The organism is Nonlabens arenilitoris (assembly GCF_002954765.1).
In the GTDB taxonomy this organism is placed as follows: Bacteria; Bacteroidota; Bacteroidia; order Flavobacteriales; family Flavobacteriaceae; genus Nonlabens; species Nonlabens arenilitoris.
Genome location: NZ_MTPW01000001.1, coordinates 1,456,506 through 1,470,349, shown reverse-complemented (window position 1 = coordinate 1,470,349; position 13,844 = coordinate 1,456,506). Strand labels below are relative to the sequence as shown.

The following is a 13,844-nucleotide window of genomic DNA, read 5'->3' as shown; positions in this document are numbered from 1 at the left end:
TTTTGAGAGTTGCAAATTTACGATTAATGAAACAGCTATGCACGTGTTTTTATAGCAGGTTGATGGTTATGATGACGCTTTCGCGAAAGCGTAAACACAAATCAATATATAATCAGAGAGCTATCGTATCAAAAACTGGCTCGAGTACTGATCTGAACCAGAACTAATTCTGTAGATATAATTACCGGATGCTAATCGAGTTTGTAATGTTGCTTTTATATCAATCTCATGGACACCAGGCATGTAATATTCATTTGTTAATTGACCTATTTGCTGGCCCATGAAATTATAAATCTTAATATCCAGCTTGCGCCCTACATCCATTTTTAGATAAAGTACATCGCTGTCTTGTCTATTGACCACAAAGTGTTTGAAGTCTTGATTTTCAAAAGATGGAGATGATAAAGTAGTACAATTAAATCCTAAGTTTATATTGTTGTAATTGCCATTAAGCATGGCCTGATCTACTACTGTAGGATCGATACACAACCATTCTTTCATAACGGTAGAATATACATCTCTAAAGTCTGTACTGTAGATCATATTACCATTTGCGTCTAGGTTAGTCAAACTGGGATGTGTCCCTATAAAGCCATTACCGTTTAATCCACCGCCAAAAAGCATCATAGGTGCCGCAGCGCCATGGTCTGTACCGTTTGAGCCGTTTTCTTCTACACGACGACCAAATTCTGATATGGTCATACACAATACTTCATCCTGATTACCATAAGCAGCAAGATCTGTATAGAAAGCATCAATTGAATCTGCTAATTTTTGCATGCGGTCTGCATGCGTACCTGCCTGATTTGCGTGTGTATCAAAGCCGTCTAAGGTCACCATATAAACTTTAGTTCCTAATTGACCTTTAATCAATCTTGCAACAATTGCCAGCTGATCTGCAATGGTATGATTGCCATATGTGGCTTGCGTTGTACTTGCTTGATACGCAGTATTGATAACACCTGCATAAGCAAATGTGGTATTAGTAGTTGTTCTTAAAAAGCTTAACTGATCTCCATAAGTACATGGTGGTACATTCAACGCATCGTGCTGCCATCCGTTTTGCGCTAGATTGTAAAGCTGTTGTGGATCTGCCACAGAAAAGGCATAATTAGTTTGTATACCTTCAAAAGCTAAATTGCCTAAACTACCTATTTGTATCGCTGGCGGAATTGCTGGCGGACTCAATAAAAAATTAGGATACTCATTTTCAAAAAATCTGCCCATCCATCCAGTTTCTTCATTATTTACAGCATCTGTACTTGCCCATATATCACTAGATCTGAAATGTGATAAATCCTGACCTGCATACCCTACACCATGTACAACTTTCATCTCTCCATTTCCCCATCGTGATTGCAAACTACTCATGTATGATGGCAATCCATAGTCTGTCGATAAATTATAAAGACTACTTTGAGCAAGTGCGATATTAGGTCGTTGAGAAGCATAAGTACCGTACTGATTTAAAGGGACAATTGTATTCAAACCATCGTTTCCACCTTTCAGTCTTATTAATACTAAAACACGATCATTTGTACTAGATGATAACGCCGCTGTAATAGGACTGGCCATCGCACTAGAAATTTGTGTTCCACCTAAGGCAAATGTTCCTGCACCGGCAATGCCTAGGGCTTGTAAAAAAGTTCTTCGACTCCAAGCTTCATGCTCTTCGTGATGCGCCTGTGAATTAGGATCTTGATGTTTTTTATGAGTATCACACATAGCGCTATTTATTTAAGTTGAAATTCTGGCATTCTAAAAATGTGTTGCAGCAATAAAACCACTTGATAAGGAACAGAACCCCATTGAAGATTCCATTGCATGTTATCATAATAATTTTGAGGCACATCTCCTTTAAATACTTGTGTTGCTAGAGCATAGTCTGCCGTAGTATGTAATGTTTTTGGAACAAATCGATCCACCATTTCTTGAGCGATAATGGCAGGATCATTATTAGAACTCGCTATAGAAATAACTAGATTTCTAAATAACTCTTGATCTAGATTCCATGTCGTCCACATGATATATTCTAGACCTTGCCATCTACCAGTGATGGTACTGCTATTGATCCAATCGCGATCACCTTGCCATCCAGCAACGTCCACGGGATTATAATATTCCTGACCTAAGTTTGCCGAATAATATACCAATACTTCAAGTTGTTGTGGTGTGTATGGGAAATTAGCCTCTTTTATAAAAGTTAAAAAGCAATCCATAGGATCCTTAATAATAGAACCTATAGCATCATCTTCAAAAAAGTGCTCACTTTTAAAAAGCTGTCTTAAAACCGGTACAATTTCCCAGTTCCCAGTGCGGAATGTTGTCGCTAATTGATCAATTATTGTTTGTGAAGGCAATTCTGGACCCACAAAAGCTCTATATATTTTTTTTACGATAAAATCTGAAATCTCATTTGCTCTAACGCTGAAGAGGTGATCTATTAAACTGTCGTGATCAAAATTAGTAGGTGCACTACCGAAGATTATTTTATCTGTATTATCAAATGTAGAACTTTGAAATACAATAGGTGCGCCCAATTGGGTCCAGCTATTATATCCTGTTAAAGCTCTAGCCGCTTCTACAATATCTGTTTGTGTATAATTATTATTTGCTCCTACAGTGAATAACTCAAAAAGTTCTCGAGCATAATTTTCATTTGGACTCCATTTATTATTGAGCACTCCATTAAGATAAACCAGCATGGCTTCATTCTTACCGATTTCTTTAGTAAGCGTTTTAAAATTACCTAGAGCATGAGTTTGCAATAGATCATAATACTGATATAGCCATGATGGCGCTTGATAATCATCTGCCTTAGTCACAAAATGATTATGCCAAAAAAGCGTCATTTTTGCTCTTAATTTAAGATTAAGAGAATCATCAAAAGTCTGTTTTAACCACTCTACCATTTGAGGAAATGCCTCGCTATTAAAATCTGTATAATCAGATTGTGCCCAGTTGCCCCAAACCGGCGCAGGTGTGTTCATGTAATTGATAGAATCTGTAATCCAAGTATCTACAAATGCTGTGGGCGATTGTGATAAAATGGTATTCTCTTGTGCGACGTCTAGACCATACCCTAGCCTTTTTACTACATGCCTTACTCGTTGTATGTTCCATGGTTTTGTTGTCGTAGGAACATAGGGCGATAAGGTGGCTGTGTTACAAGATGTAAAGGTTTCCATAAGCTAGCACATTAAGTATTAATGATAAAGATATATATTCCTTAACTTAGTTTTAAGACTTTTAGTATAAATTCACCCAACACACAAATAGCTAATTCACTGATATTGAGAGAATATACATATACTGGTTTAAAAAGAAACGATCATGTACGTATCTTATGTACAGCAAGAAGCGCTGATCAAGCTGACTTAAAGCCAGCACGTGAGTTATTAGAATCATGGGGCTTGCGCGTGAGCTATGGTAAAACTATAGGAGCTATAAATCATCAATTTGGCGGTACAACTAGCTTAAGAATTACTGATTTTCAAGATGCTTTAAATGATGAAGATATCGACGCCATATGGATTGCTCGTGGTGGCTATGGAACCGTGCAAATCATCGATAATGTTGATTTTTCCGCTTTCGCGAAAGCGAATTTTAAAAAGCTAATCATAGGTTATTCAGACGTAACGGTGCTCCATAGTCATATACAAAAGATGGATCTCACGAGTTTACATAGCTTTATGCCACTAGAACTTAAAGACAAATCACAATCTTGTATAGATAGTTTTAAAAAAGCCTTAATAGGTCATTCTCAAAGTATATCTATTGCAAATGATAACAATATAGAACCTCAAGAACTTAAAGCTCGTGTGGTAGGCGGAAATTTATCTATTCTCTACAGTCTATTAGGCTCTAAAAGTTTTACAAATACCGATGGGTGTTTTTTATTTATAGAAGATATAGATGAATATGTATATCATATAGAACGTATGATATATGGACTTAAAAGAGCTGGACATTTAGATAAGCTTAAAGGGTTAATCGTAGGCGGAATGAGTGATATGAGAGATCACAAAATCCCGTTTGGTAAAAATGCACAAGAGATTATAAAAGAGATAACTGCTAGCTATGATTATCCGGTAATATTTAATTTTCCTGCTGGCCATGTAAAAGATAATCGTAGTATAAAACTAGGTGCAGACATACATGTGTCTATTAAAAGAAATCAAATCACTTTCACTTATTAATTTATGGCAGATCATAACGAACTAGGGAAAGAAGGAGAAAAAATTGCTGTGAACTACTTGCTTAAAAATGGATATGATATTCTTACCACAAACTATGTGTATCTCAAGGGAGAGATTGACATTATCGCACAAAAAGGGAGCACCATTGTTATTGTAGAGGTAAAAACACGTTCTACACCAGACTTTGGTGATCCTCAAGATTTTTTAAAGCCTGCTCAAATTAAAAGGCTAGTCTCTACTGCCGACCATTATATTGAACATCATGCTGGTGATGATATCGAGGCTAGATTTGATATTATTGCCATTATAAAAAATAAAGCAGGAACAAAAATCGAACATTTAGAAAATGCTTTTTATCATTTTTAGAAATAAAAAAAGCAGCCCAAAGGCTGCTTTTTTATAGTGTGATGAGGTTATTATTCTTTTTCTTCCTTTATAAGGTATACATATACAGGAAAGTGGTCACTGAAACCATTAGTAAAACTACCATTATTATAACTACGTAGTGGATATCCTTTGTAACGTCCTGATTTATTAGTCATAAAACTAGGGTTGTAAATACCAGCGTGGTAATAAAAATAACCTTCTTGATTTGACTTTTTTAATAAAGGATAAGTAAGCATTATTTGATCAAATATGTTACCTGCATCTCTATAAGATAGAGTGTTAAAACCATCTTTCAACATTTGAATATACGGGTTGTATATCATTTGAGGTCTCACATCTTCTTGATCTGCTTGAGCGTTTAGTGTCACTAAAACACTTTCATTTGTCGGGTCATCATTTAAATCACCCATAGTCATGATTTTTGCCATAGCATTAGTAGTATGTAAAGAATCGATGATTTGCTGATTTAATGCTGCTGCTGCAACACGTTTTGCCCTACTACGCATTTCTCCACCGCTACGTGATGGCCAGTGATTAACGATAACACTCATAGGATCGCCGTTAAGTTCACCAGTTACAACTAACTGATCACGCGTATATATACGTTTACCACTACCGGGATCTGATATGTCTAGACGTCTCGATTGTGAGTTAATGACTTTGAATTCACTCTTTTTATATAGTAAAGCGACATCTATACCACGTCTATCTGGAGAATCATAATGTTCTATTCCATAATCATAGTCTCTTAATAGCTCGTGACTAGCTAGGTCTTCAAGCACCTTACGGTTTTCAACTTCACAAACACCTATTAATGCAGGAGCAGTACCAGACTTATCTGCACCAATTTTTCTAAGAACACGTGCCATGTTTGTTAATTTCTTTTGATACACATCTTCTCTTAATCCTTCGGCCAGTTCCATCATAGGACTAGCTTCATCATTGATAGTAGGATCATCTTCTGTATCAAAGAGGTTTTCTAGGTTGTAAAACGCAACAGTTTGAATTTTATACTGCTTTGCATCATTCTTATCTTGTTGTGCATGAGACGCTTTAGCGAAAGCGAAAAAAACAAAAGCACTGGTAATGAGATATTTATACATTTCTTTTTATTAACTTAGATTAACATTATGTAAACATTTATACAAACGCCGCGCCAAAGGTACTGTTAACCATAGAAAAACGTACTTTTGCAGCCCATTAATAACGATATATTAATAAACAACTCTTATGAATAAACAAATTAGCAAGTTGATTTTGTTGATTTTACTGGTCTGTGGCTCTATTGCGAGTGCCCAAGTGGTAAAAGGTCGAGTAATTGACGAATCAACCGAGGAACCTATCAAAGGAGCGCTGATTGAAATCTTAGGAACCAAATTTACAGCAACTACAGATGCTGATGGATTCTTTAATTTTGCCAGCGGTATTCCACAAGGAGATCAGAAAATGCAGGTAAGTGCAGCTGATCACTACAACCGTACTTTACCTATAGTTGTAAATGAATTAACACCAGTAAACATTGATCCTCTTTATTTAAGAGTTGATTTCAGTAATCAAGAACAAACTGCAGGTGTTATCTCCTTAACAGAAAATGACTTATCTGATGACCAGAATGCTGCAAATAATGTATCTGGACTTTTACAATCATCAAGAGATATTTTTTTAAGAGCTGCTGCATTTGATTTTAGTGCTACTTTCTTTAGACCTCGTGGATTAAATAGTGAAGATGGTCGTGTCCTTATTAATGGATTGACTATGAATAAAATTTTCTCTGGAAGACCGCAATGGAGTAACTGGGGTGGATTAAATGACTTACAACGTAACCAAAACTTCACTATGGGATTATCTGCTGCAGATAATACATTTGGTGGTTTAGGTGGTGTACAGAGCATAGATATGCGTGCTTCTCAACAAAGGGAAGGTAGTCGTATCTCATATGCTGCTGGTAACCGTAGTTATACAGGTCGCTTTATGGCAACCTACAATAGTGGATTGAAAAGTAATGGATGGGCATACTCGATAAGTGCTTCACGTAGAGCTGGTGAAGAAGGATTTATAGATGGTACCGTATATGATGCAAATTCTATAGGCCTATCTGTAGAGAAAAAGATTAATGACAATCATTTCATAAACTTCACAGGTATGTATACTCCTAATCGTCGTGGTAGACAATCGCCAATGACTGAAGAGGTAAAAAACCTAAGAGGAATTACTTATAATCCTAACTGGGGTTATATCGATGGTGAAAAACGCAATAGTCGTATCAGAGAAATTGAAGAGCCTATTTTAATGTTGAACCACAACTGGCAAATCAATGATAAAGTAAAATTAAACACTAACGTAGGATATCAATTTGGTCGTATAGGGAACACTCGTATCGATAATGGTGGTACTCGTTTAGTAACTCTAGATGGTCAAGATTCTTACATAGGTGGTGCACGTAACCCTAATCCTGATTATTATCAAAATTTACCTAGTTACTTCCTACGTAACGGTTTAGACTATTCTAATGCTTATCTAGCTCAGCAAGAATTTATAAGTGATGGTCAGCTAGATTGGGACGCTCTTTATAGAGCAAACGCTTCATTCACTCAACAAGGAGGAACTAGTGTTTATGCAATACAAGAAGATCGTATCGACGACGACCTTTTAATGGTTAACTCAATTCTTACTGCAGATATTACAGATAATATTTTATTCACAGGTGGAGTAAGCTATCGTAATTTAAAAAGTGAAAACTATGCAAGAATAGATGATCTTTTAGGTGGCGGTGGATACTTGGATGTAGATTTCTTTGCACAAGAAACTTCTAATATAACGCAAGATCAAGCGGCACAGTCAGATTTAAATAATCCTAACCGAATTGCTGGTGAAGGTGATCGTTATAAGTATAACTATGACATACTCGTTGATGAAATAGACGCTTTTGCACAAGCTCAATTCAAGACCAAAAAGGTTGACTTCTATATAGCTGGTAATATCACTCAAACTTCTTATCAAAGAGATGGAAAATTCCGTAATGGTAACTTTGCTGACAATTCTTTTGGAAAAGGAGAACAACTAGATTTTACCAACTTTGGAATTAAAGGTGGTGCTACTTATAAATTAAGCGGTAAAAGCTTTATAGATTTTAATGGGGCTTATTTAACAGACGCTCCTACGATAAGAAATGCATTCCCTAATGCTAGACAGAATAATAATACTACAACAGGTCTAGAGTCTCAGACAGTATATTCTACAGATATATCTTATATCTACAGATCACCTATTGTAAAGGCTAGATTAACAGGTTACTTCACACAATTTAAAGATGGTACGGATGTAGGCTTCTATTTTGTAGAAGGTTTATCTGGTGCTCCAACTCAAGATGGTAACGCTTTTGTACAAGAAGTGATGACTAACATAGATCGTCGCAATATCGGTGGAGAACTAGGACTGGAAGTTCAAGTAACGCCAACAATTGCTTTAAAAGCAGCTGCTGCGTTTGGTACAAATACTTATAGCAACAATCCTAATATCTATTTAAATAGTGATGACTTTCCTAATGTCGATTTGACATTTGGTGATGGAACTACTAATTTAAAAGATTACCACATCGCTGGTGGGCCAGAACAAGCTTATCAAGTAGGTTTTGAATACCGTGATCCAGATTACTGGTGGGTAGGTGCTACTGCAAACTTCTTCTCTAATTCATATGTGGACGTTGCACCATTAAGAAGATCAGAAAACTTTGTGACTGATTTAGACGGTTTACCAGTATCAAATTATGATGAAGACGTTGCAAGAAGCTTATTAAGACAAGAAAAATTCAACCCTTATGAACTACTAAATGTAGTAGGTGGTAAATCTTGGAAAATAGGTGACAAGTTTGTAGGTTTCTTTGCGACTATCAATAATGTACTAGGTAAAGAATATAGAACTGGTGGATTTGAACAAGGTCGTCTTGCAAATTATCAAGATGTTCTAGACGATAGTAACAACCCAATTGAAGTGTTTGCACCACGATATTTCTATGGAAATGGTCGCACATACTACTTAAACGTTTACCTAAGATTTTAATAAAATTAATGATGAAAAATAAAATAAATAATATGAGAGCTTTTCATAAAATAATAGCGCTGGCGTTTATCGCCGCTATCACATTTTCTTGTGTAGGAGATGATGATTTTACAGTACCTACGTTTAATGACACAACACCTGTGACTGTTGACGGTAATGTTGTTGCATTAAGCACTGTAGCTTCTAGGCTTGCACAAAGTGGTGATGACACCTTTACTTTTGAGCAATCAGCAAGCGGAGTAGATGAGTATATTACAGGTTATGTGATATCAGATGACCAAGGAGGAAACTGGTTTAAAGAATTAATTATTCAAGACGAACCAGAAAACCCTACAGCTGGTCTTGCCATTTCTATTGATGTAAACCCATTGTTTACAAGATATGAATTCGGTAGAAAAGTATTTGTTAAGTTAACAGGTCTTACTGTAGGAACTTCAAATGGAGTTACCACATTAGGTATAGCTGGTGCAGGTAGTGATATAGAACGTATTGCAGCATCAAGTGAGGCAGACGTTATTAAAAGAGATAACTTAGTAGCAGATATCGTTCCTGTGGATGTTGAATTTGCAGACTTTTCTGATGCTCTAGAACTTATTTGGGTTAGAGTGAACAACGTACAATTTGTAGAAGAGCAAATCGACTTATCATTTGCCGCTGAGTCATTTGACCAATTTGATGGTGAGCGTAGTATTAAAAGCTGTAATGATGCTTTTGGAGCGACTGCAAACTTATGGACAAGTACTTTCTCTGACTTTAAAGCCTTAAACATTCCTGACGGCAAAGGTTCTATCAGTGCCGTATTAACTAGAGATTTCTTTGATGATGTTTATGTACTATATGTAAATACTCCTGAAGACTTCGATCTTACAGATACTAACCGTTGTGATTTAACACCTGTTTCTTGTGGTAACGCAGCAGCTGCAGGACCTAATACATTACTAAGCGAGAACTTTGAAACACAATCTACAGGAGCAGCAGCAATGCCTGCAGGATGGACTAACTTCCAAGAAGCTGGTACAGAAACTTGGGAAGTATACACTTCTGGAGGAACAAATGCTTCACTAGGTAAAAGTGTACGCGTAGGATCATTTAATTCAAATGATGCTTCTACAATCGCATGGTTAATCACACCAGAATTTGACTTTGATGCTCAAACAGGTGAAGTATTCTCTTTTGAAACTTCTAACAGCTTCTCTGATGGTTCTACAATGCAAGTACTTTATTCTGATGATTGGGATGGAACAACGGCAGGAATCGCTACAGCAACGTGGAAACCTCTTGCAGACGCAACTATCGTTGATGACGGTGAGTTCTTTGGTAACTGGGTATTCTCTGATAACGTATCATTAGACTGTGTAACTGGCACAGGTCATATCGCTTTCCGTTATGAAGGATCAGGAGATTCTGGTACTGATGGTACTTATGAGCTAGATAACATCTCTATGACTAGTAATTAGTAAAAGGGTTATTTCGCTTTAAGCGAAAACATATAAGAAAAGCCCATTGCTATTTGCAATGGGCTTTTTTGTGTTCTCTAACCATCCTATCTTTAAGAATTGAAGACAAAAATCAGTCCTATTTTAGGAACCATTCTATCTACTTTAGATAATATTTATAAAACATGAAACGCATAACCTCGAACCTAAAACAGTTTGATCCTTCTAGTGTTGCATTTATTCAGGAACTAGTATGGAATGAATCCGGTGTTTTCTTAAAAGTTTATTGTCAATCGCGAAAATCAAATGCTACTTGGCCAGATCTTAAAAATGAATTTGAAATTGTACATCTTCAATTCATACAAGTTAGTAGTCTAAACTTTATTTCCAATTCTATGGGATTACATCAAATCACAGGATTTGATATTATTGATTTATCTTCTGATCAACTAGAATCAATTAACTATAAAGTAATCGATTATGAAAATGGTTCATTAGAGTTTAGTTGTAAAGAAATTGAGTATGAGAAAATTGGATTAAAAATTAGTTTATAGATACCTAAATGAATCATTACCCATAACTCACGTAATCTAATCTCTTACATAACTATCAGATACTGAATCGTAGTTCAGCATGAAAGGTTCAAATAAAAAATCCCACCTCAATAAAGAGATGGGATTTAAAGCATTGGTTAGTTAGTAATGCTTAATAATTATCTTTTTGTAATCGTAAACTCAGATCTACGAGACAACTCATATTCTGCAGAAGTACATTTTTGAGAAGCACAATCCATTACTGGGTTTGCCTCACCACGACCTACCGCAGTCAAGCGACTTGCGTCTACTCCTTGCGACACTACATAAGCCACAATTGATTCAGCACGACGTTGTGTAAGTGCAAGGTTATAAGAATCAGATCCTCTGATATCTGCATAAGTCTCTGCCATTACTTCTAGTTCTGGATATTTCTTCATAAAAGAAACTAAACGATCCAATTCTAGAGCTGCATCAGGACGGATATTTGAAGCATCTAAATCAAAGTATATCTTATTTAAGATAATTTTCTCATCCACTACTGGAGGATCTGGAATAATAGGCTCCATGTTTACGGTAACCATAGCCGTTGCTTCTTCAGCAACGCTTATGTCAGATTGACCACTTTCATACTGATCTTTAACACCACGAGCAACAAATTCTTTATTACACTCTGTAGTAAACATTGCTTTTCCTTCACCATCTGTAGTCTGACTAGGTAAGCTATTACCATCTGCATCTTGTAATGAAACAATAGCACCTGGTATAGGTTGATTAGTTTGTGCGTCAACAGCTGTTACTGTAACAGCAACTTCACAAATCTCAATACGGTTCACTGCATAAATATCATCACTTCCTTTTCCACCTTTACGGTTAGAAGAAACAAAACCTTTACCTGTTTGCTCAGAATAAGTGAATGCAAAATCATCCATAGCAGAGTTTACAGGAGCTCCTAAGTTAGTAACCTTACCATCTTTATATTTGAACACGTCTAGTCCACCTAATCCTAAGTGGCCATTTGAAGAGAAATAAAGTGTACCATCTTCAGCAATCCAAGGGAATGAATCATCTCCTGCAGTATTAACTGTAGGTCCTAAATTTACTGGGTTTGATATTTTACCATTCTTAAGACTCGCTTTATAGATATCAGTTCCACCTTGTCCACCTGGCGCTTCACTTGCAAAGAAAATTGCTTTTCCATCTGCAGTAATACTAGGATGACCTACACCGTATTCTTGACTTTCTAGAGAAGTCGTTCTAATATCTCTCCACTCGCCACCAGCTTTAACAGCTCTGTAAATATTCAATTTACTCTCGCCATCACTGGCTTTTTCATAATCTCCATCGATATAATCTACACGAGTAAAGAACATATATTTACCGTCAGGTGTTATATCTAATGTACCTTCATGATACTTAGTATTTACATCACCAGCAAGAAGTTTCCCTTCACCAGGCATACCGTTTTCATCAACAGATGCTTCATAGATATCTAGGTAAGGTTCTTTATTCCATGCATAGTTTGCACGCTTGTTATTACGAGCACTTGCAAAGTAAATTTTATCTCCTATTTTTTGTGCAGCAAAATCACTTGCCTCACCATTAAGCCCTAACGCTTCAGTCGTATAAGCAGGATTCATTCCTGTTATGTCTGCTAGATAATTAGGGTTTGCTTTAAAAGCTTTAGCACGATCATCATTAGGCACCATTCCAGCAAACTGGTTCATGATAGTATTAGAAAGATCATATTTTTGATTAGCCTTTAAAGTTTGAGCATATCTATAAAGAGTCTCTGCTTGAGGATTGTTCTTAGTAGCTCTTTTATAAAATTGCTCAGCACTTTTAAAATCACTATTAAAGAAATAAGAGTTTCCTAAATTAGTATAAACGTGTTGAGAACGCTCTCCATTTTTGATGAGTTTCTCATAAGCTTTTGCAGCATCCACATAACGCAGTTGCTCATATAGTTTATCTGCTTTTTTAGTTGCATCGCTTTGTGCATTTACTTGAAATGAGCCAGCGATAATTATTAAGAGTAGTAAATATATTTTTTCATGATATTCTTTCTTTGCTGGTTATTAGAAGAAACGTGGTGATTGCATCACTTTACGAGGGAAATTCAAGTCATAAGTCAAGAAGATCTCATGTGAAGAATTTGCCGCTACCTGTATATCTGATACCACGCGGTCATATGCATAACCTACCTTTACATTATCCGTAAGTTGCATACCTACTAGACCACTGAAAGAGTCTTCATATCTGTAAGACACACCTACCTCAAACTTATTATTGAATAATACGTTTGTATTCAAGTCAAAACTCATAGGAGAATCAAATGCTCCTTTAATCATTGCATGTGGCTTTAATTTGATGTTTTCATTAATATCAAATACATATCCACCTGTTAAGAAATAATGTTGTGTTTCAGATCCGAATGTTAAACCATCTTCATCTAGGTGAGTGCTGTTTAACATATTAGGAACAGAAAAACCGGTGTACCAGTTATCTCCATAAAGAAAAGCTCCTGCACCTAGATTTAAATACTGCTCATTTAATTGCTCACTAAACAATGGATCACCTGGCTGTGTAGTGTTCACAAAGTTAAGATTTACATCATGGAAAGTAACACCAGCTTTTATACCTAAAGCTAGGGTTGTTTTCTTCCCTACTTGTAATTTATAAGAGAAATCTCCATAGAAGTTCTTCTCTTTAACTGGTCCTATTTGATCAGAAATTACAGAAAGTCCTACACCTACTCGATCGCCTATAGGAGTACTACCTGAAAAGGTAAGTGTCTCTGGGGCACCAGTAACACCGCTCCATTGTTGACGGTAAAGAGTTGTAAGAGTTAAGCCATCTCTTGTACCAGCATATGCTGGATTAATGACATTTTGGTTGTACATGTACTGTGTGTACTGAGGATCTTGTTGAGCGTGTAGCACGCTGGTTCCGGACAAGACAAGGAAAATCCCCATTGCAAGTAATTTTCTCATCATTATAGAGTTAGTTTTTTGGGTTGCACAAGTTAGTTTTATGGTTCTAAATATACTACTATGCTATCAATTGCGACTTACATAGTTCCTTGATTTTATAATATCTCGCTTTCGCGAAAGCGTTATACTTAACCTACCTGTTGATAATCAACTACTAAGGGATCAAGTTTAACATTATATTATATTGTCAAGTGTTTACTTAGAAAACCGAATATAGAAAAAATACACGGCCTATAT

General features: G+C 36.2%; 10 protein-coding genes. 5 read left to right on the top strand and 5 right to left on the bottom strand.

Features of this window, described 5'->3' with window-relative positions; translation table 11 throughout:
* Positions 1-120: 120 nt before the first annotated feature.
* Positions 121-1,725, bottom strand: a complete 1,605-nt coding sequence (locus BST92_RS06540) for a DUF1501 domain-containing protein (RefSeq protein WP_105070721.1) — start codon at positions 1,723-1,725, stop codon at positions 121-123.
* Between the two features lie 8 nt (positions 1,726-1,733).
* Complete coding sequence (locus tag BST92_RS06535; RefSeq protein ID WP_105070720.1) at positions 1,734-3,188, bottom strand: DUF1800 domain-containing protein; 1,455 nt, start codon at positions 3,186-3,188, stop codon at positions 1,734-1,736.
* A 105-nt stretch (positions 3,189-3,293) separates the two neighbouring features.
* Between BST92_RS06535 and BST92_RS06530 the strand changes: the two genes are divergently transcribed.
* A complete protein-coding gene (locus BST92_RS06530) occupies positions 3,294-4,199 on the top strand; it encodes a S66 peptidase family protein (protein ID WP_105070719.1) in 906 nt (301 codons plus the stop codon).
* Between the two features lie 3 nt (positions 4,200-4,202).
* Positions 4,203-4,565: a YraN family protein gene (locus tag BST92_RS06525; RefSeq protein WP_105070718.1), complete on the top strand. Its 363-nt coding sequence runs from the start codon at positions 4,203-4,205 to the stop codon at positions 4,563-4,565.
* A 50-nt stretch (positions 4,566-4,615) separates the two neighbouring features.
* Here BST92_RS06525 and BST92_RS06520 read toward each other — a convergent pair whose 3' ends face one another.
* Positions 4,616-5,689, bottom strand: coding sequence for an endonuclease/exonuclease/phosphatase family protein (locus BST92_RS06520; protein WP_105070717.1), 1,074 nt, complete (start codon positions 5,687-5,689; stop codon positions 4,616-4,618).
* Between the two features lie 127 nt (positions 5,690-5,816).
* On the opposite strand from BST92_RS06520, the gene BST92_RS06515 reads away from it, so the two are divergent.
* The 3 genes from BST92_RS06515 (at position 5,817) to BST92_RS06505 (ending at position 10,635) form a co-directional block, all read left to right on the top strand.
* Positions 5,817-8,645 carry a carboxypeptidase regulatory-like domain-containing protein gene (locus BST92_RS06515; protein ID WP_105070716.1) on the top strand — a complete coding sequence of 943 codons (2,829 nt, stop codon included), beginning with the start codon at positions 5,817-5,819 and terminating at the stop codon, positions 8,643-8,645.
* Positions 8,646-8,656: 11 nt separating this feature from the next.
* Positions 8,657-10,102, top strand: coding sequence for a DUF5689 domain-containing protein (locus BST92_RS06510; protein ID WP_211292454.1), 1,446 nt, complete (start codon positions 8,657-8,659; stop codon positions 10,100-10,102).
* Positions 10,103-10,266: 164 nt separating this feature from the next.
* Complete coding sequence (locus tag BST92_RS06505) at positions 10,267-10,635, top strand: hypothetical protein (RefSeq protein ID WP_105070714.1); 369 nt, start codon at positions 10,267-10,269, stop codon at positions 10,633-10,635.
* Between the two features lie 158 nt (positions 10,636-10,793).
* Here the strand turns inward: BST92_RS06505 and BST92_RS15345 are convergent, their stop codons facing one another.
* Positions 10,794-12,560, bottom strand: a complete 1,767-nt coding sequence (locus BST92_RS15345; RefSeq protein WP_281256984.1) for an OmpA family protein — start codon at positions 12,558-12,560, stop codon at positions 10,794-10,796.
* A 132-nt stretch (positions 12,561-12,692) separates the two neighbouring features.
* Positions 12,693-13,607, bottom strand: a complete 915-nt coding sequence (locus tag BST92_RS06495) for a PorP/SprF family type IX secretion system membrane protein (protein ID WP_211292453.1) — start codon at positions 13,605-13,607, stop codon at positions 12,693-12,695.
* Positions 13,608-13,844: the final 237 nt, after the last annotated feature.

Excerpts from the sequence above, each read along its gene's own strand:
- BST92_RS06540 (WP_105070721.1), bottom strand. The coding sequence starts at position 1,725 with ATGTGTGATACTCATAAAAAACATCAAGATCCTAATTCACAGGCGCAT.
- BST92_RS06535 (WP_105070720.1), bottom strand. The coding sequence starts at position 3,188 with ATGGAAACCTTTACATCTTGTAACACAGCCACCTTATCGCCCTATGTT.
- BST92_RS06525 (WP_105070718.1), top strand. The coding sequence starts at position 4,203 with ATGGCAGATCATAACGAACTAGGGAAAGAAGGAGAAAAAATTGCTGTG.
- BST92_RS06520 (WP_105070717.1), bottom strand. The coding sequence starts at position 5,689 with ATGTATAAATATCTCATTACCAGTGCTTTTGTTTTTTTCGCTTTCGCT.
- BST92_RS06515 (WP_105070716.1), top strand. The coding sequence starts at position 5,817 with ATGAATAAACAAATTAGCAAGTTGATTTTGTTGATTTTACTGGTCTGT.
- BST92_RS06510 (WP_211292454.1), top strand. The coding sequence starts at position 8,657 with ATGAAAAATAAAATAAATAATATGAGAGCTTTTCATAAAATAATAGCG.
- BST92_RS06505 (WP_105070714.1), top strand. The coding sequence starts at position 10,267 with ATGAAACGCATAACCTCGAACCTAAAACAGTTTGATCCTTCTAGTGTT.
- BST92_RS06495 (WP_211292453.1), bottom strand. The coding sequence starts at position 13,607 with ATGAGAAAATTACTTGCAATGGGGATTTTCCTTGTCTTGTCCGGAACC.